The sequence below is a fragment of the Arthrobacter sp. zg.Y820 genome (assembly GCF_030125555.1).
In the GTDB taxonomy this organism is placed as follows: Bacteria; Actinomycetota; Actinomycetes; order Actinomycetales; family Micrococcaceae; genus Arthrobacter_B.
Genome location: NZ_JASKLX010000009.1, coordinates 55,317 through 76,670, shown reverse-complemented (window position 1 = coordinate 76,670; position 21,354 = coordinate 55,317). Strand labels below are relative to the sequence as shown.

19 protein-coding genes and 1 riboswitch are annotated in these 21,354 nt (G+C 67.7%); of the genes, 13 read left to right on the top strand and 6 right to left on the bottom strand.

All coding sequences use genetic code 11. The features are described 5' to 3' along the window. Positions 1 to 29 precede the first annotated feature (29 nt). Positions 30 to 884: a tryptophan 2,3-dioxygenase gene (locus tag QNN99_RS09230; RefSeq protein WP_229966169.1), complete on the top strand. Its 855-nt coding sequence runs from the start codon at positions 30 to 32 to the stop codon at positions 882 to 884. A gap of 55 nt (positions 885 to 939) precedes the next feature. Continuing rightward, the gene (dcd, locus tag QNN99_RS09225; RefSeq protein ID WP_229966168.1) at positions 940 to 1,515 is read left to right on the top strand and encodes a dCTP deaminase; all 576 of its coding nucleotides are present in this window, start codon (positions 940 to 942) and stop codon (positions 1,513 to 1,515) included. Positions 1,516 to 1,580: 65 nt separating this feature from the next. Here the strand turns inward: dcd and QNN99_RS09220 are convergent, their stop codons facing one another. After that, positions 1,581 to 2,951 carry an MFS transporter gene (locus QNN99_RS09220; protein WP_229966167.1) on the bottom strand — a complete coding sequence of 457 codons (1,371 nt, stop codon included), beginning with the start codon at positions 2,949 to 2,951 and terminating at the stop codon, positions 1,581 to 1,583. 201 nt (positions 2,952 to 3,152) lie between these two features. Here QNN99_RS09220 and QNN99_RS09215 point away from each other — a divergent pair, with 201 nt between their 5' ends. Genes QNN99_RS09215 through mnhG form a run of 6 tightly spaced genes read left to right on the top strand, consistent with a single transcriptional unit; the run spans position 3,153 to position 9,712 of the window. Then, positions 3,153 to 6,161 (top strand): Na+/H+ antiporter subunit A, encoded by a 3,009-nt coding sequence (locus QNN99_RS09215; protein ID WP_229966166.1) that lies wholly within the window; start codon positions 3,153 to 3,155, stop codon positions 6,159 to 6,161. Next, on the top strand, positions 6,158 to 6,646 hold the full coding sequence (locus tag QNN99_RS09210) for a Na(+)/H(+) antiporter subunit C (RefSeq protein ID WP_229966165.1): 489 nt from the start codon (positions 6,158 to 6,160) through the stop codon (positions 6,644 to 6,646). The genes QNN99_RS09215 and QNN99_RS09210 overlap by 4 nt, the downstream gene beginning before the upstream one ends. After that, positions 6,643 to 8,253 carry a Na+/H+ antiporter subunit D gene (locus tag QNN99_RS09205; RefSeq protein ID WP_229966164.1) on the top strand — a complete coding sequence of 537 codons (1,611 nt, stop codon included), beginning with the start codon at positions 6,643 to 6,645 and terminating at the stop codon, positions 8,251 to 8,253. Before QNN99_RS09210 ends, QNN99_RS09205 begins: the two co-directional genes overlap by 4 nt. Positions 8,254 to 8,267: 14 nt before the next feature. Continuing rightward, positions 8,268 to 8,879, top strand: a complete 612-nt coding sequence (locus QNN99_RS09200; RefSeq protein ID WP_229966664.1) for a Na+/H+ antiporter subunit E — start codon at positions 8,268 to 8,270, stop codon at positions 8,877 to 8,879. Next, positions 8,876 to 9,136, top strand: coding sequence for an MrpF/PhaF family protein (locus QNN99_RS09195; protein WP_229966163.1), 261 nt, complete (start codon positions 8,876 to 8,878; stop codon positions 9,134 to 9,136). Before QNN99_RS09200 ends, QNN99_RS09195 begins: the two co-directional genes overlap by 4 nt. A gap of 3 nt (positions 9,137 to 9,139) precedes the next feature. Next, entirely contained in the window at positions 9,140 to 9,712 is a 573-nt protein-coding gene (gene mnhG, locus QNN99_RS17420; protein WP_331461779.1) for a monovalent cation/H(+) antiporter subunit G, read from the top strand. A 24-nt stretch (positions 9,713 to 9,736) separates the two neighbouring features. Here the strand turns inward: mnhG and QNN99_RS09185 are convergent, their stop codons facing one another. Continuing rightward, a complete protein-coding gene (locus QNN99_RS09185) occupies positions 9,737 to 10,000 on the bottom strand; it encodes a DUF4235 domain-containing protein (RefSeq protein ID WP_229966162.1) in 264 nt (87 codons plus the stop codon). 90 nt (positions 10,001 to 10,090) lie between these two features. Next, positions 10,091 to 10,229, top strand: a riboswitch (TPP riboswitch). Between the two features lie 58 nt (positions 10,230 to 10,287). Between QNN99_RS09185 and QNN99_RS09180 the strand changes: the two genes are divergently transcribed. From QNN99_RS09180 to QNN99_RS09170, 3 genes are read left to right on the top strand one after another with little or no spacing between them, the layout of a single operon-like run. Further along, a complete protein-coding gene (locus tag QNN99_RS09180) occupies positions 10,288 to 10,926 on the top strand; it encodes an ECF transporter S component (RefSeq protein WP_229966161.1) in 639 nt (212 codons plus the stop codon). Then, the gene (locus QNN99_RS09175) at positions 10,913 to 12,430 is read left to right on the top strand and encodes an ABC transporter ATP-binding protein (RefSeq protein ID WP_229966160.1); all 1,518 of its coding nucleotides are present in this window, start codon (positions 10,913 to 10,915) and stop codon (positions 12,428 to 12,430) included. The genes QNN99_RS09180 and QNN99_RS09175 overlap by 14 nt, the downstream gene beginning before the upstream one ends. Positions 12,431 to 12,480: 50 nt before the next feature. Beyond that, positions 12,481 to 13,272: an energy-coupling factor transporter transmembrane component T family protein gene (locus QNN99_RS09170; RefSeq protein WP_229966663.1), complete on the top strand. Its 792-nt coding sequence runs from the start codon at positions 12,481 to 12,483 to the stop codon at positions 13,270 to 13,272. 14 nt (positions 13,273 to 13,286) lie between these two features. Here the strand turns inward: QNN99_RS09170 and QNN99_RS09165 are convergent, their stop codons facing one another. Beyond that, positions 13,287 to 14,171, bottom strand: a complete 885-nt coding sequence (locus QNN99_RS09165; RefSeq protein WP_229966159.1) for an aminodeoxychorismate lyase — start codon at positions 14,169 to 14,171, stop codon at positions 13,287 to 13,289. A gap of 68 nt (positions 14,172 to 14,239) precedes the next feature. Between QNN99_RS09165 and cls the strand changes: the two genes are divergently transcribed. Continuing rightward, complete coding sequence (cls, locus tag QNN99_RS09160; protein WP_442860504.1) at positions 14,240 to 15,715, top strand: cardiolipin synthase; 1,476 nt, start codon at positions 14,240 to 14,242, stop codon at positions 15,713 to 15,715. On the opposite strand, the gene QNN99_RS09155 is transcribed toward cls, so the two are convergent. The 3 genes from QNN99_RS09155 to QNN99_RS09145 are packed head-to-tail and all read right to left on the bottom strand — an operon-like array spanning position 15,716 to position 19,230. After that, entirely contained in the window at positions 15,716 to 17,881 is a 2,166-nt protein-coding gene (locus tag QNN99_RS09155) for a chorismate-binding protein (RefSeq protein ID WP_229966158.1), read from the bottom strand. Beyond that, complete coding sequence (locus QNN99_RS09150; RefSeq protein ID WP_229966157.1) at positions 17,878 to 18,399, bottom strand: low molecular weight protein-tyrosine-phosphatase; 522 nt, start codon at positions 18,397 to 18,399, stop codon at positions 17,878 to 17,880. Before QNN99_RS09150 ends, QNN99_RS09155 begins: the two co-directional genes overlap by 4 nt. 27 nt (positions 18,400 to 18,426) lie before the next feature. Continuing rightward, positions 18,427 to 19,230, bottom strand: coding sequence for a methyltransferase domain-containing protein (locus QNN99_RS09145; RefSeq protein ID WP_229966156.1), 804 nt, complete (start codon positions 19,228 to 19,230; stop codon positions 18,427 to 18,429). A 242-nt stretch (positions 19,231 to 19,472) separates the two neighbouring features. Between QNN99_RS09145 and dnaK the strand changes: the two genes are divergently transcribed. Next, positions 19,473 to 21,353 (top strand): molecular chaperone DnaK, encoded by a 1,881-nt coding sequence (gene dnaK, locus QNN99_RS09140; RefSeq protein WP_229966155.1) that lies wholly within the window; start codon positions 19,473 to 19,475, stop codon positions 21,351 to 21,353. Position 21,354: the final 1 nt, after the last annotated feature.

The following is a 21,354-nucleotide window of genomic DNA, read 5'->3' as shown; positions in this document are numbered from 1 at the left end:
CGGACCGATCAGCGAAAAACGGAGCACCGATGAGTGTCAGCAGGAATACCCGCAGCCTGGAACCGGGCATCGAACGGGACTTCACCGACAAGATGAGTTACGGAAGCTACTTGGCCCTGGATCAGCTGCTGGGGGCCCAGCATCCGGTCAGCAGTCCGGAGCACCACGACGAAATGCTCTTCATCATCCAGCACCAGACCTCCGAGCTGTGGCTGAAGCTGGTCCTGCACGAGCTGCGTTCGGTGCGTTCCAAGCTGGCAGGCGACGATCTGCGCGGGGCAATGAAGGGCATCGCCCGCATCAAGCACATTCAGCGCTCGCTGACGGAACAGTGGTCGGTGCTGGCCACGCTGACGCCGTCGGAGTACGCGGAATTCCGCGGGGATCTGGGAGCCTCGAGCGGTTTCCAGTCCCATCAGTACCGGGCGGTGGAATTCCTGCTCGGCAACAAGAACGCGGCCATGGTGAACGTCTTTGCCGCGGACCCGGCGGCCGTTGAGCTGCTCACCGGGCTGCTGGACCAGACCAGCATCTACGACGAGTTCATCTTCTTCCTGCACCGCCGCGGCTACGACGTTCCGGAAGAACTGCTGACCCGCGACTTCAGCCAGGCGCACGTGGCCAACGAGGCCCTGATGCGTGTTTACCAACACGTTTACGAGAACGCCGCGGAGCACTGGGACGTTTATGAAGCCTGCGAGGAGCTGGTGGATCTGGAAGACAACTTCCAGCTGTGGCGCTTCCGGCACCTGAAGACGGTGGAGCGCACCATCGGATTCAAGCGGGGAACCGGTGGTTCCTCCGGTGCTTCCTTCCTGCAGCGGGCACTGGAACTGACGTTCTTCCCCGAGCTGTACGCCGTCCGGACGGAGATCGGCCGGTAGCCGGCCCGGCGGGACTCCGGCGGGAGTGCCGGCGCCGATGCGCTATTTTTAGAAGGTGCTGATTTCTGACCGCGACATCCGAACCGAAATTGCCGACAAGCGGATTGTTCTCGATCCCTACGAACCCGGAATGGTCCAGCCGTCCAGTGTGGACGTGCGCATTGACCGGTTCTTCCGGCTCTTCGACAACCACAAGTACGCGCACATCGACCCCTCCCTGGACCAGCCGGACCTGACCCGCCTGGTGGAGGTTGACCCGGACGAGCCGTTCATCCTGCATCCGGGAGAGTTTGTGCTCGGCTCCACCTACGAGACCGTGACGCTGCCCGACGACATCGCCGCGCGGCTGGAGGGCAAGTCCTCACTGGGCCGGCTCGGCCTGCTCACGCACTCCACCGCGGGTTTCATCGACCCCGGCTTCTCCGGCCATGTCACCCTGGAGCTGTCGAACATGGCGACGCTGCCGATCAAGCTCTGGCCCGGATCCAAGATCGGCCAGCTGTGCTTCTTCCGGCTGACCTCGCCGGCGGAATTCGCCTACGGCTCCGGCCAGTACGGCAACCGCTACCAGGGACAGCGCGGTCCGACGGCGTCGCTCAGCCACCTGAACTTCCACCGCACTACGGTCTAGGCCCGGTTCCTTCGACCGGCCCACCGGGCGGTCCGGGCCCCCGGTCGGCCGAGCCGGTCGGCCCGCTAGACCTCCGGAACCACCGCACGCGGTGTCTTGCCGGGGGAGCGGACCGGCAGCAGGACCAGCAGGCCCAGGAGCAGCACGAGCAGGATGCCCAGGATGCCGTACCGCTGGGCGCCGAAGATGCTGATGAACGCCGCGAACAGGGCCGGTGCCAGGAAGCTCACGGCCCGGCCGGTCGTGGCATAGAGCCCAAACAGTTCGGCTTCCTCGCCCTCCGGGGCCAGCCGGGCCAGGAACGCGCGGGACGCTGACTGCGCCGGACCCACGAACAGGCAGAGCAGCAGGCCGAAGATCCAGAACGTGGTGTCGCCGGACCACTGCAGTCCCAGCAGGCTCACATCTTCGGCCCCGAACAGGCCAATCACTCCGCCGGAGATGAGCAGGCCGACCAGGGAGAAGACAATGACGTTCTTCGGTCCGGCGCGGTCGTCCAGGAAGCCGCCGGCTATGGCGCCCACCGCGGCCACGACGTTGCCGAAGATCGCAAAGATGATCACCTGGGACAGCTCCCAGCCGAAGGTCCCGGAGGCAATCACGCCGCCGAAGGTGAAGACCGCGGCCAGGCCGTCGCGGAACACCGCGCTGGCCAGCAGGAACCAGACGGTGTGCGGGCTGGTCTTGAAAATGGCCTTGATGCGGCGGAACAGCAGGCCGTAGGACGCAAAGAAACCAATTCCGGCAGCCCGTTCCCGCCGGGGAACCTCCGGCACCGCAAACAGCACGGGCAGCGCAAACACTGCCAGCCATACGGCGGCGAAGACGGCCACGGCGCGGATGTTCAGCCCGTCCTCGGACGTGACGCCAAACCATCCGACGTCGGGGTTGATGAAGCCCACAAGCACTGCGGCCAGGGCGGCGATCCCGCCAACGTATCCCATGCCCCAGCCGAAGCCGCTGACCCTGCCCACGTTGGCCGGGGTAGAGATCTGCGACAGCATTGCGTTGTAATTCACGCCCGCGAACTCGTTGAAGACGTTGCCCAGGGCGATGAGCGCCACGCCCAGCAAGAGGAATTCCGGGCGCGGATAGACGAAGAAGCACAGCGCGGTCACCAGGCACACCAGCGCCGTGTTCACGCCCAGCCAGGTCTTGCGCCGGCCGCCGGCATCCGAGCGCTGCCCGACGACGGGGGCCAGCACGGCCACTGCAAGCCCGGCCAGAGCGACGCCGTAGCCGAGGACCGAGGAAGCGTGAGCCTCTCCGCCGAAGCTCTCCGAGGTCAGATACACGGTGAAGACGAAGGTGGTCATCACCGCGTTGAACGCCGCTGATCCCCAGTCCCAGGCCGCCCAGGCGAGGATCTGCCGTTTCCGGACCACCGCCGGCGCGCCGGCGGAGGAGGTGCTGGGTGCTTGTGTGTTGGAGACCATAGCCAGATGCTATCGGTGCCCGCGGTTCCGCCGGGCCACAAACGAAGCACCGGCATGTCCCGCGCCGGGTAGCGCCGGGTACCCCAAATGCAACTTAGGTGTATGCCATGGGTAGAATAGATATACGCCCTCTGACCACCATCTTGATAACTACAGCTGTAGCTGCGGCTGGAAGACTGTCAAAAAAGCTCGGGAGATCTTGTGCTAGTTGTGCTCACCGTTTTGTTTACGGTGGCATTGGTGGCGCCCTTAATGTTCCGCAGGATCGGCCGTTCGGCGTTCTATGTCCTGGCCGCCGTCCCCGCCGCAGCCTTTGTCTGGCTGCTGGTCACGTTTCCCCGGTACACAGGTGCCGACCAGACGCTGGCCTCGGGCGCTCCCAACGCCCCGCCGTCGCTCGTCATCCCCTGGATTCCCGATCTCCGCGTGGAGCTGGCCTTCCGGATGGACACCCTGGCCGCGGTCCTTTCCATCCTCATCCTGGGCGTCGGCTCGCTGGTCCTCTTCTACTGCGCCCGCTATTTCCGCCCGGGCGACGCGCAGATGGGCGCCTTCGGCTCCCAGCTGCTGGCCTTTGCCGCGGCAATGTTCGGCCTGGTCACAGCCGATGACCTGATCCTGCTGTTCGTTTTCTGGGAACTGACCACGGTCTTGTCCTACCTGCTGATCGGCTACTCCGCGCACCGCCTGTCCGCACGCCGGGCGGCGCTGCAGGCGCTGATCGTGACCACCTTCGGCGGCCTGGCGATGCTGGTGGGCATGGTGCTGATTGGCAACGCCGCAGGCACCCTGCGGATCTCCGAGATCCTCGCCATGGCCCCGCAGCTGCTCGAACGCGGCGCCGTCGTGGACGTGGCCATTGTGCTGATGCTCATCGGCGCGGTGTCCAAATCCGCGCTGCTCCCGTTCCACTTCTGGCTCCCTGCCGCGATGGCCGCCCCCACGCCGGTCAGCGCCTACCTGCACGCAGCGGCCATGGTGAAGGCCGGCATCTACCTGGTGGCCCGGCTCGCTCCCGGATTCTCGGAATCCACCTATTGGCACGCCGTCGTGCTCGTCCTGGGCCTCTCGACCATGTTGCTGGGCGGCTGGCGCGCACTGCGCCAGTACGACCTGAAGCTGATCCTCGCGTACGGAACCGTCAGCCAGCTCGGCTTCCTGACCCTGGTGGTGGGACTGGGCAACCGGGAAGCCGCCGTGGCCGGGCTCGGCCTGCTGCTGGCCCACGGCTTCTTCAAAGCGACCCTGTTCCTGGTGGTGGGCATCGTTGACCACCAGTCGGGGACCCGGGACATCCGCAAGCTCTCCGGCATCCACCGCTCCTCTCCGCAGCTGTTCATCGTGGCCCTCATCGGCGCCGCCTCCATGGCCGGAGTGGCGCCCCTGCTCGGTTTCGTGGCCAAGGAATCGGTCTACGAGACCTTCGTCCACTATGCCGAGAAGCAGGGAACCGCCGGGGCGGCAGTGCTGCTGGCCGGCGTCGTCATCGGCTCCATCCTGACTTTTGCCTACAGCGCCCGCTTCGTCTGGGGCGGTTTCGCCACCAAGCCCAACGCCAAGCCCACCGCCTTCAAGCCGGTGCCGTGGACCTTCCTCGCCGCGCCCGGCATCCTGACCGTCGTAACCGTGATCTTCGGCCTGTGGCCGGCACCGCTGGACGCAGCCATCGCCTCCTACGCGGACCTGTACCCGGCCGACGGCAGCCCCACTCATCTGGCCCTGTGGCACGGCTTCACCACCGCACTGCTGCTGACCGTCATCACCATCGGAGCCGGGCTGCTGCTGTTCTGGCAGCGGATCCGGGTGGAACGGCTGCAGGGACGCTTCACCGCCCCGCTGGACGCCGAACGCTCCTACCGCGGGATTATCGGCGTGCTCGACGACGTCGCGGTCTGGGTCACCGGACGCACCCAGCGCGGTTCGCTGATGTTCTACCTCTTCGTCATCCTGTCGGTGGCGGTCGTGACTCCGCTTTTCGCGCTCATTGTCCGCGACGCGCCGCTGCCGGACCAGTTCCACTGGTTTGATTCGCCGCTGCAGGCAGTGATCGGCGTCGGCATCATCCTGGGGGGCCTCGCCGCTGCCCGCGCCAACAAGCGATTCCTGGCCGTGCTCATGGTCAGCGTCACCGGCTACGGAATCGCCCTGATCTTCGCCCTGCAGGGCGCGCCGGACCTGGCCCTGACCCAGATGCTGGTGGAAACCATCGTCCTGGTTGCCTTTGTCCTGGCGCTGCGGTCCCTGCCGGCCCGGCTCTGGAAGCGCGAACCGGCCGGACACCGCATGCTGCGCGCCCTGCTCGGCATTGCCTTCGGCGGGACCATGGTGGTCCTGGCCATGACGGCAATGGCGTCCCGCGTGGCGGAGCCCATTTCCCTGGCCTTCCCCGACCTCGCCTACGAGGTGGGCGGCGGCGCCAACATCGTCAACGTCACGCTCGTCGACATCCGCGCCTGGGACACCTTCGGGGAGATCTCGGTGCTGGCCATGGCCGCCACCGGCGTTGCGTCGCTGATCTTCGTGCGCGGCCGCGGCGACAAGCGCCGCCGGGCAGAGGGCGTCGCCACCGGCTCCGTGGACCGCGGCCGCGAACACTTCGCGTCCTCCGGCCGCCAGGAGGCCACCCTCGCGATGGCACGGAAGTTCTCCAGCGTCAGCCGTGACGCCTGGCTCGTCGCCGGGCGGACCCTCGCTCCGGAACGGCGTTCCATCATCTTCGAGGTAATTACCCGCCTGCTGTTCCACTCGGTGATCCTGTTCTCCATCTATCTCCTGGTGGCCGGGCACAACATGCCCGGCGGCGGCTTCGCCGGGGGACTCATGGCCGGACTCGCCCTGACCATCCGCTACCTGGCCGGCGGCCGGTTCGAACTGGCCGAAGCAAGCCCGGTCAGCGCCGGCCTGCTGCTCGGCGGCGGGCTGGGCCTGGCCGGACTGTCGGCCGCCGCGCCGCTGGTCTTCGGCGGACAGGTCCTGCAGAGCGCCATCATCAAGTTCACCTGGCCCATTTTCGGCGAGGTCAAGTTCGTGACCTCCACGATCTTCGATATCGGCGTGTACCTGGTGGTGGTCGGGCTGGTGCTGGATGTCCTGCGCAGCCTGGGCTCCGAAATCGATGAACGCAGCGAAGGCGGCTCCTCCGACGACGAGGAGACGATCGAGCCCGAACCCGAAATACCCAGCCGAGAAGAGGAGGAGGTGGCCCGATGAGCGTGAACATCACCTTCATGGTAATTATGGGAGCACTGTATGCCTGCGGGATCTACCTGCTCCTGGAACGCAGCCTGACCCGCGTGGTGCTGGGACTGACCATGCTCACCAACGCCACCAACATCCTGCTGCTCTCCACCGGCGGCTTCCAGGGCCTGGCTCCGCTGTTCAGCGCCGACATTGCAGCGGAAGACTACAACGATCCGCTGCCGCAGGCCTTCATCCTGACGTCCATCGTGATCTCCTTCTCCGTCACCGCGTTCATGCTCGGCATCATTTACCGGTCCTGGGTGCTGAGCCGCCAGGACGAGGTCCAGGACGACCTCGAGGACCGCCGCGTGGCAAGCCAGAGCAGCTTCGACGCGGAAGACGACGCCGACGTCCCCGAGGACACCACCGAATTCACCCCGCCCGAAGAGGCTGAAGAGGCGCCCGGATCCCTGCGCGCCTCCGGTCAGAGCACCAGCCCGGAGGCCAAGGAATGAACACCGTAAGTCTGGCTCCGCTGGCCGTGGTCCTGCCGTTCTTCGGCGCGGCCCTTGCCTTCATCCTGATCCGCCACACCCGCGCCCAGCGCATCATCAGCGTCACCATCCTGTCCGTGACGCTGCTCCTGGAAGTCGTCCTGCTGTTCTCCATCTGGGAGACGGGAGCCCAGGCCGTGAACCTGGGCGGCTGGCTGCCGCCGATCGGCATCACCATGGTGGTGGACCAGTTCTCCGCCCTGATGCTGGTCGTCTCCTCTGCCGTCAGCCTGGCGGTGCTGATCTACGCAGCGGGGCAGGGCATGACCGACGGTGACGAAGACGGTCCGATCTCGATCTTCCATCCGACCTACCTCATCCTGGTTGCCGGAGTGTCCAACGCCTTCCTGGCCGGGGACCTCTTCAACCTGTACGTGGGCTTCGAAATCCTGCTCACCGCGAGCTACGTGCTGATGACCCTGGGCGGAACCACTGCACGCATCCGCGCCGGCATCACCTACGTGGTGGTCAGCGTGGTCTCCTCGCTGCTGTTCCTGATCACCATCGCCATGATTTACGCGGCCACCGGCACCGTGAACATGGCGGACCTGGCGGTGAAGCTGCAGGACCTGGACCCCGGCACGCAGCTGATGCTGCACCTGATGCTGCTGGTCGCGTTCGGAATCAAGGCCGCAGTCTTTCCGCTGTCCTTCTGGCTGCCGGACTCCTATCCGACGGCTCCGGCGCCGGTCACCGCGGTGTTCGCCGGGCTGCTGACCAAGGTGGGCGTCTACGCCATGGTCCGCACCGAGACGCTGCTCTTCCCCGGCGACCGCATCAACACCCTGCTGATGGTGGTGGCGGGACTGACCATGGTGGTCGGCATCCTGGGTGCCCTGGCACAGACCGACATCAAGCGAATGCTCTCCTTCACATTGGTCAGCCACATCGGCTACATGGTGTTCGGCCTGGCCGTGGGATCGGTGATCGGCATCGGCTCCGCGGTGTTCTACGTGGTCCACCACATTACGATCCAGACCTCCCTGTTCCTGGTCACCGGCCTGATCGAGCGCCGCGGCGGCACCGCCAACATGGACCGGCTCGGCGGTTTGGCGAAGCTCTCACCGCTGCTGGCCGTGCTGTACTTCATTCCGGCCATCAACCTGGGCGGGATTCCGCCGTTCTCGGGCTTCCTCGGCAAGCTCGGACTCCTGGAGGCCGGCGTCGACCTGGGCACTCCGCTGGCGTACACCCTGGTGGGGGCCAGCGTGCTGACCAGCCTGCTGACGCTGCTGGTGATGGCCCGGGTCTGGAACCGTGCGTTCTGGCGGACACCGGAAGACGCCGTTCATCCGGACCCGATCCTGCTGGCGACCGGCGACGACGGGTCCGCAGTGCGCCACTCCGGCGAGGTCACCGAGAAGTCAACGGGCAAGTTCTCCGGCCGCGGCGCCGTCGACCTGCTGCCGCGCACCATGGTGTATCCCACCGTGGGCCTGGTGGCGCTCGGCGTCTCACTGACCGTCCTGGCCGGTCCGCTGTTCTCGCTCAGCGACGACGCGGCGCAGGATCTGCTGGACCGCACACCGTACATTGAAGCCGTTCTGGGAGAGGGGGCAGGCCAGTGACCCGCAGGGCCCAAATGCGCAACCGGCCGCGCGTGCCGCTGCTCAAGGAAATCCCGCTGCTGATCTGGCTGGTGTTCCTCTGGGGCGCCCTCTGGCAGGACTTCAGCGCCGGCAACCTGATCTTCGGCGCCGCGATTGCCTTCGTCGTGGCCAACATCTTCTACCTGCCGCCGGTGGAGCTCAGCGGCCGGTTCAATCCGATCTACGCCCTGGGCTTCGCGGTCCGGTTCTTCTACAAGCTGGTCCACGCCAGCTTCGAGGTGCTCTGGCTGTCCATCACCAAGGGTCCGCACATCAAGAACGCAGTGGTGGGCGTGAAGCTGCGCAGCCACTCGGACCTTCTGGTCACCGCCACCGGGCACGCGCTGTCGCTGATTCCGGGTTCCCTGGTGGTGGAGGTGGACCGGTCCACCTCCACGCTGTACCTGCACTGCCTGAATGTTTCCACCCCGGAGCACGCCGACAAGGTCCGCAAGGATGTCCGGGACACCGAATCGTGGCTGATCCACACCATCGGCACCCGCGAAGACCTTGAGGTCCTCAGGGCCGAGGAAGCGCAGGTCCGCCGGGAGGTCGCCCTCGAAACCGGAAACCCCGCCGCAACCGGCAAGGGAGCCGCATCATGATGAACGTCTTTGTGGTCCTGGTGGCCGTCATGCTCTCGGTCGCAGCGGCCGGAGCGATTTTCCGGATTGCCCGCGGGCCCTCGATTCTGGACCGGGTGCTGGCAGCCGACGTGCTGCTGACCATCGTCGGCGCGGCCCTGGCCACTGACATGATCGTGAACAAAAACCTCAACTATCTGGCGCTCCTGGTGTCCATCTCACTGATCGGCTTCATTGGCTCCGTGACCGTTGCCCGCTTCGTTACGGACAGGAGATAACCGGTGAGCCAGGAACTGAATGACCTGATTGTCGGAATCCTCATGCTGGGCGGGGCGCTGATGTCGCTGGCCGCGGCCATTGGCCTGACCCGGTTCCCCGACCTCATGAGCCGGATGCACGCAGCGTCCAAGCCGCAGGTGCTGGGACTGCTGCTGTTCCTGCTGGCCATGGCCGTGCAGTTTGAGAGCTGGGTGCTGCTGCCGATCCTTGGCGTCTGCTGGCTGTTCATGATCCTCACCGCGCCGGTGTCCGCCCACATGATCGGCCGCGCCGGTTACCGGACCAAGCACCTGCGCCCGGAGCTGCTCACCATCGACGAGCTGGACGACGTCGTCGGCCGTGCCCAGCAACTGCTGCTGCAGGCCAAGGCCGGCGCACCCGGAACCAACGACGGCGGACCCGCCGACCGGGTGGATGATGATCCGGGGGCGCCGCCGCCCGCGGGCTCCCTCGACGACGACGCGCTCCCCGCGACGCCCGCCGCGGCACCCGAAGCCCGCCCCGGCGTGGTGTCCGGTGCCGAAGCGGAAACAAGTCAGGGCGCCCGCCGCCCGGAACACCGTCCCGGAGGCTGAGCGCCCTGTGATGAAGCGGAGCTGCTAGACCACTTCAGGCGTCTTCTTGTAGCGCTGGATGGCCCGCTGGGTTCCGCGGGTGGTCAGCACCCGGATGCCCTGGCTGACCGCTCCGGAGACGACGGCGAAGATCACTGCGGTGCGGAGGCTGACGTCCAGGACGCCGTCGTTGTCCCGCGGCGGTTCGTTGCCCGTGATCCGCGTCCAGGCAAAATCGAGGATTTTCGCGGACAGCAGGCCGGCGCCGATGCTGGCACCGGTCGCGAGCAGTTTCAGGATCAGGTTCATGGGTGCTCCTAGGGTTGAAGGCCTTTTTCCTAACCCTACCCGCCGATCCGCCCCACCGGGGCAGTGGCGTGTGTAGAGTGGGAAACGCAAAACACACGACAGGGGAGCGCCGCTTCCCGCCGGGCCCAAGGCCCGGCAGGCAGAACAAGGCGCTGAGAGTGCGGACATCCGCAGACCCTCGAACCTGATCCGGTTAGTACCGGCGCTAGGGAGTCGAGATCTCACGGGACATCATGGCAAACCGCCATGAAGGGCCCCTCCCCTCCTGTACCTCAGGAGGTTATTTCATGCAGCAGAACAAATCCCACCCACAGTTTCAACGGCAGTTAAAATCCCTGCGCCGCCCGTGGCGGGTCGTCGACATTGTCGTCGCGTCAGTCCTGGCCGTGGCCGTAGGCGTGATTTTCTGGGCCTGGTCGCTGGGCTACGCCGGGGTGGAAGCCCTGATCCTGGCGTTTCCGCCGCTGGGCGGGCTGTACACCGGCGGATGGCTGATTGCCGGAGTGCTCGGCGCGCTGATCATCCGCAAACCCGGGGCAGCGATCTACTGCGAGGTCCTCGCCTCGGCCGTGTCCGGAGTGCTCGGCACGCAGTTCGGCCTATCGGTGCTGCTCTCCGGATTCATCCAGGGCCTCGGCGCGGAACTGGTGTTCCTGGCCTTCCTCTACCTTCGGTACACGCTTCCGGTGGCCGTACTGGCGGGGCTGGTCTCGGGCGCCTTCCTGGGGGCCAGCGAAAGCATCCTGTACAAGCCGGAATGGGCGCTTCAATGGCAGGCGCTCTACACGCTGCTGGCCGCCGCTTCGGGCGCCGTCATTGCCGGTGCCGGATCCTGGCTGGCTGCCCGGGCCCTGGCCCGCACCGGTGTGCTGGCATCCTTCGCGTCGGGAAGGGCAGCGGACGGGCGCTCCCATGAGCGGGCCTAGCCCCGTTCCCGCCGGCGTCCCCGTGGCGGTCCGCGCCCGGGACTTCAGCTGGCGGCACGCCGGGCGCACCGCCCCGGCCCTTTCCTCCCTGTCACTGGATATCGACGCCGGGGAGAAGGTCCTGCTGCTGGGCGCTTCCGGTGCCGGCAAATCCACGCTGCTGCATGCCCTCGCGGGCGTCCTCGGCGAAGGCTCCGGCCCGGATGCCGCGGGGGAGCAGCAGGGCAGCCTGACCCTGGACGGTGTTCAGCCGCTGCAGGCCCGCGGCCGGGCGGGACTGGTGCTGCAGGACCCGGACTCCCAGCTGGTGCTGTCCCGGGTGGGTGACGAGGTGGCCTTTGGTCCCGAGAACCTTCGGGTTCCGCCGGAGGAAATCTGGGACCGGGTCCGCACCAGCCTGGACGACGTCGGCCTCCGGGTGCCGCTGCACCATTCCACTGCCGCCCTGTCGGGAGGCGAGAAGCAGCGCCTGGCGCTGGCTTCGGTGCTCGCGATGCGGCCGGGCCTGCTGCTGCTGGACGAACCCACCGCCAACCTGGACCCGGAGGGCGTGCTGGAAGTGCGCGCTGCCGTCGAACGCGTGCTGGAACGCACCGGTGCCACGCTGATCGTGGTGGAACACCGCGTCGCGGTCTGGGCGGACGTCGTCGACCGCGTGGTGGTCCTGGCGGCCGACGGCGGCATCCTCGCTGACGGACCGCCATCAAGGGTCCTCGCCGATCCGGCCAACCGCGCCCGGCTCGCCGCGGCCGGGGTCTGGCTGCCCGGAACCCGTCCCGCGGCCGGCGGGCCGGCGGCCGGGGCTCCGGGCGCCACCCTGCTCGAAGCCCGCGGTCTGGGCGTCGGACGGTCCAAGCGGGGCCCGGCGGCCGTGAGCGGAGTGGACCTGACGCTGCGGGCCGGCACGGCGCTCGGGATCACCGGGCCCAACGGCGCCGGAAAATCGACGCTGGCGCTGACCCTGGGCGGACTGCTGAAGCCAGTGGCCGGAACCCTGCGCGCTGCTCCCGCGCTGGCCGGAACTGCGGGCCCCGACCCCCGGCGCTGGAAATCCACGGACCTGGTGACCCGGATCGGCACTGTCTTCCAGGAACCCGAGCACCAGTTCTTGGCCGCGACGGTGCGCGAGGAACTGGCGTTCGGGCCGCGGCGCACCCGCCGGCGCTCAGAGGCCGAGGTCTCGGCGCTGGTGCAGGCACTGGCGGAGCGGCTGCGGCTCACGGCACTGCTGGACGCCAATCCGTTCACGCTCTCCGGCGGGGAGAAGCGCCGCCTGTCGGTCGCCACGATGATCGCCACCGAACCGGACGTCCTGCTCCTGGACGAACCCACGTTCGGGCAGGATGCCAACACCTGGGCGGAACTCGTGGAGCTGCTCCGCACACTGACAGCTGACGGCACCGCGGTGGTCGCGGTGACGCATGACGCCGAGTTCCTGGCGGCCCTGGGCGGGAACCGCCTGCACGTGGAGCACGGCACCGCCCGGACCGGAGCGCTGTTGTGAGCCGGCCCGGGGAACCGGCGACGGCGCCCGAACGGACCGGGCGCACCGATCTGCGCAACCCCTCCCGGCGTCCGGCCGGAACGTTGCTGGAGCGGGCCAACCCGCTGTCCAAGCTCGCCGCCGCCCTGGCGCTCACGCTGGCCGTGCTGGTGAGCGTTGACTGGATCAGCTCCGGAATTGTCCTGGCCGGCGAGCTGATCCTGCTGCCGCTGCTGCGGATCCCGCCGCTCACCCTGCTCAAACGCATCTGGCCGCTGGTCCTGGCCGCCTTGCTCGGTGCCTACGGAACCGCCCTGCTGGCCGAGAAGACCGGTGCCGTGCTGCTGGACGCCGGACCGCTGCTGTTCACCTCCGATTCAGTGGCCGCCGGCATTGCCATCGGGCTTCGGGGACTGGCCATCGCCCTGCCCGGGATCTATCTGCTGGTGTCGACGGATCCCACGGACCTGGCGGACGCCCTGGCCCAGAAACTGCGGCTGCCGCACCGGTTCGTGCTCGGCGCGCTGGCCGCGATGCGCCTGGTCGGGCTGCTGGTTACCGAATGGCAGAGCCTGGGCATGGCCCGGCACGCCCGCGGCGTCGGTTCGGATTCCGGGGCGCTGGCCCGGGCCCGGTCCTTCGGCGGCCAGTCGGTGGCGCTGCTGGTCCAGGCGGTGCGCCGCGCCACCCGCCTCGCCGCGGCCATGGAGGCGCGCGGTTTCGGCAGCGGGAACAGGACCTGGGCGCGGACCTCGGCGTTCACCGGGATCGACGTGTGGGTGACCCTGTACGGCGTGCTGCTGGCCAGCGCCGCCCTGGCCGCCGCGGCGCTGGCCGGGACGTTCAATTTCATCCTGACCTAGGCCCGGTCGGCGGGTCAGGCCTCCGACAGGGCCTCGCGCAGCAGGCTGGTCAGCTCCTCGGTCAGGGCAGGCGATGAGCTGATCGGTGTTCCGTCGATGGAGGTCACCGGGGCCAGCAGGCGAATGCTGGACACCAGCCACACGGCGTCGGCCTCCATCAGGTGCGCCGGTTCCAGCGGGCCGTACCCGCGGGCCCAGCCTGCCGCTTCGGCGGCGTCGAACAGGGCGCGCTGGGTGGTGCCGGGCAGGATGCCGCTCTCCAGCTCGGGGGTCAGCAGCGTTTTCACCCCGTCTTCCTCCACCGCCAGGATGACGCTCGACGTCGGCCCCTCCAGCACCTTGCCGTCCGAGGACGTGAAAATGACGTCATCGGCGCCGTTGGCCTTGGCGTAGCGCAGCGCCGCCATATTCACCGCGTAGGAGAGCGTCTTGGCGCCGAGCAGCAGCCACGGCGCCCGTTCGGCGAGGGTGCTGTCGTAGCCGCGGTCCAGCAGCAGGACGGCGAGCCCGTCGGCAGTGCGTTCCCGGGAGCCGGCCGGAAGAGGGGAGGCAGCCACCCAGGCCGTGGGGGAAGCAGCCCCTTCGACGCCGCGGGTCAGCAGCAGCTTCACCACTGCCTCGCCCGGCCCCGCCTGCAGCAACAGCTGGGCGAGCGCGGTGGCCACCGCACGTTCCCACGCGTCCCGGGCCGGCGGCACAAGGTCCAGGGCCTGCGCCGACGAGGCCAGCCGGTCCAGGTGCGCGGCCATTTTGCGGGGCTTGCCGTCGACGGCAAGCATCGATTCAAAGATGCCGTCGCCGCGGGTGGCGCCGAGGTCAGTGGCCATCAGCTGCGGTTCGGAAGCGTCAGCAAGGCGGCCTTCGGGGAATCCAGGGTCCAGAAATACCAGAACAGTCATGAACCCAGCCTAGTTTGCCTGTGCGGCAGACTAGGGTGGAGGTTTGGATCTGCTGATGGGAGCGTCGTGTGTGGGTGGCATTAACCGGGACAACGCTTCCCGTCTGGATTGTCACCGCACTGACCGTCCTCGACTACGCAATCCGGATTGTTGCGCTGGGCGTGGTCCCCGGCAACCGGCGGCCCACCACGGCCATGGCTTGGCTGCTGTGCATTTTCTTCCTTCCGGTACCCGGAATCATCCTGTTCCTGCTGTTCGGCAATTTCCGGCTCTCCGAACACCGGGTCAAGCGCCAAGCTGAAATCAACCGGGCCGTGCGTGAGAACACCCGCGAGCTCGAGGCCGAAGGCAGCCGGTATTCCGGTCCGGAATGGGTAGTCTCCGCGACCGAGCTGAACCGCAGGCTCGGATCGTTTCCGAGCCTGGACGGCAACAAAGTGGATCTGCAGCGGGACTACAACGAGTCAATCCGGGAGATGACCGACCTGGTCCGCACCGCGCGGGATTACGTGCACGTCGAGTTTTACATCATGAGCTACGACGACGTCACCCGGGACTTCTTTGCTGCGCTGAAGGAAGCGGCGGCCCGCGGCGTGCGGGTGCGCCTGCTGTTCGACCACATCGGCACGCTGCGGGTGAAGGGCTACCGGACGCTGCTGCGGGAACTGCGCAGCAGCGAGATCCAGTGGAAGCGGATGCTGCCCATCCTGCCGGCCCGCGGCCAGTGGCGCCGCCCGGACCTGCGCAACCACCGGAAAATCCTGGTGGTGGACGGGCTGGTGGCCTACACCGGATCGCAGAACATGGTGGAGGCGTCCTACCGCAAGCGCCGCAACCATAGATCGGGCCGCAGATGGGTGGAGCTGATGGCGCGCGTGGAGGGGCCGGTCATCGATGAGATCAACGTGGTGTTTGCCACGGACTGGAACGCGGAAACCGATGAGAACCTGGAGCGCGAACTAAGCCTCTACGAGTGGACCACGCATCCCGGCGATGTCACCTGCCAGGTGGTGCCCAGCGGGCCCGGCTTCACGACGGAAAACAACCTTCGCCTCTTCACCTCCCTGATGTATTCGGCGTCGGACCGCATTTCCATCACCAGCCCCTACTTCGTCCCGGACGATTCGCTGCTGTACGCGATTACGACGGCGGCCCAGCGCGGCGTGCAGGTGGAGCTGTTCGTCTCCGAGAAGGGAGACCAGTTCCTGGTGGACCATGCCCAGCGGTCCTACTACGAGGCGCTGCTGCGCGCCGGCATCCGGATCTACCTTTACCCGAAGCCGCTGGTTCTCCACGCCAAGCATTTCACCATCGACAACGAGGTGACGGTGCTCGGCTCCTCGAACATGGACATGCGGTCCTTCTCCCTGAACCTGGAAGTGTCGATCATGATGTTCGACGGCGACATCGTGGCCAAGACACGACGGATCGAGGACACCTACCGTTCCATGTCCCGGGAACTGCTGCTCTCGGACTGGGTGGGCCGGCCCGTCTGGCAGCGCTACGTGGACAACGTCTGCCGGCTCACCGCCACGCTGCAGTAGCTAGTCCGGGAACCGGGATCCCAAGGCGCTGAGGACACCGAACGCCTTGGCCCGGATCTCCTCCCACTCGGCCGCGGGATCCGAATCCGCAGTGACGGCGCCGCCCACCCCGAGGGTCAGGGCCGTGCCCTGGATTTCCAGCGTGCGGATCACCACCGACAGATCCGCGGCCCCGGTCAGGGAGAACCAGCCGACGACGCCGGAATAGGCACCGCGCGGGGCGCCCTCCAGCCGGTCCAGGATGGCCATGGTGCTGATCTTCGGGGCGCCGGTCATCGATCCCGGCGGGAACGCCGCGGCAACGGCTTCGGCCCGGGACGCGCCGGGGCGCAGCCGGGCGTCCACGGTGCTGACCAGCTGATGGACGGTGGCGTAGCTTTCCACGGCGCACAGCCGGGGAACGGTGACGGACCCCGGAACGGCGCAATGGGACAGGTCGTTGCGCAGCAGGTCAACGATCATGACGTTCTCCGCCCGGTCCTTCAGCGAGGACACCAAATCCGCCTCCAGCCTCCGGTCTTCCGCCGCGGTGGCTCCGCGCGGCCGGGTGCCCTTGATGGGTTCCGCGCGGATCCGTCCCGGCACGTCCAGGGCGAGGAACCGCTCCGGTGACGTTCCGGCCAGGCAGAAGCTGCCGAACCGCAGCAGGGAAGCGAACGGAGCGGGGCTGCGCCGCCGCAGCGCCCGATACAGGGCCAGCACCTCCCCGCCGGCCGGCGGGGCGGGCAGCTGCGCGGTCAGCGAGGTGGTCAGGCAGACCTCATAGGAGTTTCCGTTGCCGATCTCCTGCTGCGCGGCGCGGACCTTGGCCAGATACGCGTCCCGGCTGTCGCGCACGGCAAACCGCGCCGGAGCGGGCAGGTCCGGAGCGGGCGGTTTCTGGGCGGCGGTTTCCACGGCGCGTTTCACCTGAGCCGTCCACCCGCCGCCGCCGCCGCCGCCGTCGTCGCTGTCACCGCCGTTCCCCGGATCCGAGGGGGCCGGGGCCAGCGGATCCGCCAGGGTCAGGACATAGAGGCACTCCTGCTCGTGGTCCAGGACCACCGCGCGGCCGGCGAAGATCAGGGCGGCGTCCGGTGCTGCCCCGGGCGGCAGGGGGATGTCGGTGCCGCCGGTTTCCCGCTTGAGCTCATACCCCAGGAAACCCAGCCAGCCCAGCGCAAATCCGCACGGATAATCGGCGCTGACCGTGGCGCGCGGCCGGCCCCAGACCGAATCCAGCCAGGGGAAAAACGGACCGCGGTGCAAGGCCGTCACGGGTCCCGACACGACGGTGGTGATGCCGCTCCGGTGCTCCGCGTAGCGGCCGAGCGGACCGCCGTCGTCGGCCATGATGCTGTACCGGCTGCGGGCCGCGACCTGTGCGGCTCCGGACACTGCGCCGGACACTTCGGTGGTCCCCGACGGTGCTGCCGCACTGGAGCTGTCCAGCCAGACCGCCCGCGGTGCGTCGGCATAAAGGCTGGCGAAGAGCCGCTCGGGCGCGATCCAGGTGTCCAGCCGGTCCACCCGCACGGTGCCGGCCGCAGCGTTGGCACCCGGCCAGCCGGATTGGAGCCGGGGCACCTGCAGTTCGCCGAGCGCGCGCAGGACAAAGGCTGCGGCGGCAACCGGCTCCCCGTGAAGGTGCTGCCGGTCCACTCGGATGTCGGCGGCGGCAGCGGCCGGATCACCGGCCGTCCAGGCGCGTTCCTGCGCGGCCCACCGCTCCCAGTGCGGGGCGTAGGTGTCGCCGTCGCGGGCCAGCGCACGCTCCCGGCGCAGATGGGTCGGCGCGGAGACCCAGACGGCGGCGTCGAGCAGGTCCCGCACGCCGGCGCTGGAGGCGCCGACTCCTTCAAAGATGACGATGTCGGCCGGTGCCGTGCTGCGGATCTCGCCGTACTCGCCGGCTGCCCAGTCCCAGGCCCGCCACCGGGCGGTCCGGCCGGCGGCCAGCGGCACGGCAACGTGCTCGCGGAAGGCGGCGATCCCGGCCGCCAGCCCGTCCCATCCGGGGTACAGATCCTCCAGATGGAACAGCGAGACCGAGTGGTGGGCGCGCAGTGCTGCCGCAAGTTCGACGGCGAGGGTGGTCTTGCCGGCGCCGGACAAGCCGTCGACCGCGATGAGGACGGGCAGGGCGGCGGCGCCGGCCGTAGTGCCGGCCGCGGCGGGACCCGTCACTGGTCGGCGGACCCGGCGGCGTCCAGGGCGGCGCGGACGTATTCCACCACGCCCGGCACCGACGCCTGGATCAGGGCGTAGGAGGAATCGAAGTCGCTCATGTCGCCGTACCAGGGGTCGTCGATGCCCTGTTTTTCCGGCGGCAGGCCGGCCGAGGCGGGATCGAAGCTGCGGATCATCCGCACTTTTCCGCGGTCCCGGGCGCTGCCCGCCCGGTCCTGCAGCTCCAGCAGGTGTCCGTAATCCATCGCCAGGATCAGGTCCCGGTGCGCAAAGTCGTCAGCGGTGAAGGCACGCGCCCGGAAGGGAGCGAGTTCCTGGGGCGCAAATCCGTGGCCGGCCAGCTCCGCGAAGGTGCGGTCATCCATCGGGCGCCCGGCCTCCCATCCGGTGACGCCGGTGGAATCGACGGTGACCTCCGACCCCAGCCCGGCGTCGTCGAAAGCGCGGGCGAGGCAGAACTGGGCCATCGGTGAGCGGCAGATGTTGCCGGTGCAGACCGTCATGATTCGGTACATGCTTTCAGCCTACCGAGGGTTGCTCCGTCAGGCCCACGCGATGATCTCGCCGGAGGGGAGCAGGAACCAGCCGTCCGGTGCCTGCGTCCAGCGTCGCCAGCCGGCGGCCATCCGGGCGAGGCCGGCCGGGTCGGTCAGCTCCCGTTCCAGCGCCTGGTCCGCGAAGGCAGAGTGCAGCACCCGGTCCGCCCAGCCGTCTCCGAACCAGGCACGCCGCTCCGGGGTGGCGTAGAGCCAGTTGGACGCCGACGGTTCAAACTCGGTGAAACCGGCTTCCAGGGTCCACGCGACGAGCCGCCGGCCGGCGTCGGGCTCGGCGGCGTTGCCGCGGGCGATCTGCTGGTAGGTCTCCATCCACTCCGTGAGTTCGGGCAGTTCCGGATACCAGCTCATGCCGTGGAAGTCGGCGTCGCGCACCGCCACCAGGCCGCCGGGCCGGGTCACACGCCGCATCTCGCGCAGGGCAGCCACCGGATCGGTCAGGTGCTGGAGCACCTGGTGGGCGTGGACGACGTCGAACGTTCCGTCCGGATAATCCAGGTCATACACGTTGCCGGCCGTGAACTCGACGTTCGCCAGCCCCCGCGCCGCGGCCAGGGCCCGGGCCTGGGCGACGACGTCCTCCGAGGGGTCCAGCCCGATGACGGGCCCGGGATCCACAAGGTTGGCGAGATCGGCAGTAATGCTCCCCGGCCCGCAGCCCACATCCAGCAGCGCCATGCCGGACTCCAGATAGGGGAGCAGGTAAGCAGCGGAATCGGCGGCAGTTCGGGTGGCATGGGCGCCGACCACGCTGTGGTGATGGCCGTGCGAATACTGTTCAGGACGCATAGGCCGAGGATACGCGGGCGCAGGGGCTGTGCGCCCGGAGTTGCGGCGTGTGTCGGCCGTGCTCAGGAGGGGGAGGCTTTGTGCCGGCGCCGCCTGCAAACGGCAAGGTTGAGTCCGACCCGCTCAACTTTGTTGACAAACAATCCGCCCTGAGTAAAGTTGAGTGCAGAAGGCTCAAGACGCGCTGCGGGATTGATGATCCCTTCCAACGGCGCCGTTTTCCACGGAAAGAGGAAGCAAACATGTCACGTGCAGTAGGTATTGACCTTGGAACCACCAACTCGGTTGTCTCCGTCCTTGAAGGCGGCGAGCCGACCGTTATTGCCAACGCTGAAGGCGGCCGCACCACGCCGTCGGTTGTTGCTTTCGCCAAGTCCGGTGAGGTTCTCGTTGGCGAAATCGCCAAGCGCCAGGCCGTCAACAACATTGACCGCACCATCTCCTCGGTCAAGCGCCACATGGGCACCGACTGGAAGGTGGACATTGACGGCAAGAATTACACCGCCCAGGAAATCTCCGCCCGCATCCTGCAGAAGCTGAAGTCCGACGCCGAATCGTACCTGGGTGAAAAGGTCACGGACGCCGTGATCACCGTTCCCGCGTACTTCAACGACGCCGAGCGCCAGGCCACCAAGGAAGCCGGGGAAATTGCCGGCCTGAACGTGCTGCGCATTGTCAACGAGCCCACCGCGGCTGCTCTGGCCTACGGCCTGGACAAGGGCAAGGAAGACGAGCTCATCCTGGTCTTCGACCTCGGCGGCGGAACGTTCGACGTTTCCCTGCTCGAAGTCGGCAAGGACGAAGACGACTTCTCCACCATCCAGGTGCGCTCCACCGCCGGTGACAACCGGCTCGGCGGCGACGACTGGGACCAGCGCGTCGTCGATTACCTGCTGCAGCAGGCCAAGGCCAAGGGCGCCGACCTGTCCAAGGACAAGATTGCCCTGCAGCGCCTGAAGGAAGCGGCCGAGCAGGCCAAGAAGGAACTCTCCTCCGCGACCTCCACCAACATCTCCCTCCAGTACCTCTCGGTTACCGCCGACGGTCCGGTGCACCTGGACGAGCACCTGTCCCGTGCCAAGTTCCAGGACCTGACCAAGGACCTGCTGGACCGCACCAAGAAGCCGTTCAAGGACGTCATCGCCGAGGCCGGCATCAAGGTCTCCGACATTGACCACATCATCCTCGTCGGCGGTTCCACCCGCATGCCGGCCGTCACCGAACTGGTGAAGGAACTGGCCGGCGGCCAGGAGCCGAACAAGGGCGTGAACCCGGATGAGGTTGTCGCCGTCGGCGCCGCACTGCAGGCCGGTGTCCTGAAGGGCGAGCGCAAGGACGTCCTGCTGATCGACGTCACCCCGCTGTCCCTGGGCATTGAGACCAAGGGCGGTGTGATGACCAAGCTGATCGAGCGCAACACGGCCATCCCGACCAAGCGCAGCGAAACCTTCACCACCGCTGACGACAACCAGCCGTCCGTGGCGATCCAGGTCTTCCAGGGCGAGCGCGAGTTCACCCGCGACAACAAGCCGCTGGGCACGTTCGAGCTGACCGGCATCGCGCCGGCTCCCCGCGGCGTCCCGCAGGTTGAGGTCACCTTCGACATCGATGCCAACGGCATTGTGCACGTGTCCGCCAAGGACAAGGGCACCGGTGCCGAGCAGTCCATGACGATCACCGGCGGTTCCTCCCTCTCCAAGGAAGACATCGACCGCATGGTCCGCGAAGCCGAAGAGCACGCAGCGGAGGACAAGAAGCGCCGCGAGGCTGCCGACGTCCGCAACTCCGCCGAGCAGCTGGCCTACTCCGTGGACAAGCTCCTCACGGACAACGACGACAAGCTGCCCGAGGACGTCAAGACCGAGGTCAAGGGCGATGTTGATGCCCTGAAGAAGGCCCTCGAGGGCACCGAAAACGACGACGAAGTGAAGTCGGCGTTCGAGAAGCTGCAGACCTCGCAGACCAAGCTGGGCGAAGCCATCTACGCCCAGGCCCAGTCTGAAGGCGCAGCAGGTGCCGGTGCTCCCGGTGCTGCCGGCGACGCCGGAGCTTCCGACACTTCCTCCGCCGCCGACGAAGACATCGTTGACGCCGAGGTTGTTGACGACGAAGACAAGAAGTAAT

Coding starts and splice junctions, on each gene's coding strand:
- QNN99_RS09230 (WP_229966169.1), top strand. CDS start 30: ATGAGTGTCAGCAGGAATACCCGCAGCCTGGAACCGGGCATCGAACGG.
- QNN99_RS09220 (WP_229966167.1), bottom strand. CDS start 2,951: ATGGTCTCCAACACACAAGCACCCAGCACCTCCTCCGCCGGCGCGCCG.
- QNN99_RS09210 (WP_229966165.1), top strand. CDS start 6,158: ATGAGCGTGAACATCACCTTCATGGTAATTATGGGAGCACTGTATGCC.
- QNN99_RS09205 (WP_229966164.1), top strand. CDS start 6,643: ATGAACACCGTAAGTCTGGCTCCGCTGGCCGTGGTCCTGCCGTTCTTC.
- QNN99_RS09200 (WP_229966664.1), top strand. CDS start 8,268: ATGCGCAACCGGCCGCGCGTGCCGCTGCTCAAGGAAATCCCGCTGCTG.
- QNN99_RS09195 (WP_229966163.1), top strand. CDS start 8,876: ATGATGAACGTCTTTGTGGTCCTGGTGGCCGTCATGCTCTCGGTCGCA.
- QNN99_RS09185 (WP_229966162.1), bottom strand. CDS start 10,000: ATGAACCTGATCCTGAAACTGCTCGCGACCGGTGCCAGCATCGGCGCC.
- QNN99_RS09180 (WP_229966161.1), top strand. CDS start 10,288: ATGCAGCAGAACAAATCCCACCCACAGTTTCAACGGCAGTTAAAATCC.
- QNN99_RS09175 (WP_229966160.1), top strand. CDS start 10,913: ATGAGCGGGCCTAGCCCCGTTCCCGCCGGCGTCCCCGTGGCGGTCCGC.
- QNN99_RS09165 (WP_229966159.1), bottom strand. CDS start 14,171: ATGACTGTTCTGGTATTTCTGGACCCTGGATTCCCCGAAGGCCGCCTT.
- QNN99_RS09150 (WP_229966157.1), bottom strand. CDS start 18,399: ATGTACCGAATCATGACGGTCTGCACCGGCAACATCTGCCGCTCACCG.
- QNN99_RS09145 (WP_229966156.1), bottom strand. CDS start 19,230: ATGCGTCCTGAACAGTATTCGCACGGCCATCACCACAGCGTGGTCGGC.
- dnaK (WP_229966155.1), top strand. CDS start 19,473: ATGTCACGTGCAGTAGGTATTGACCTTGGAACCACCAACTCGGTTGTC.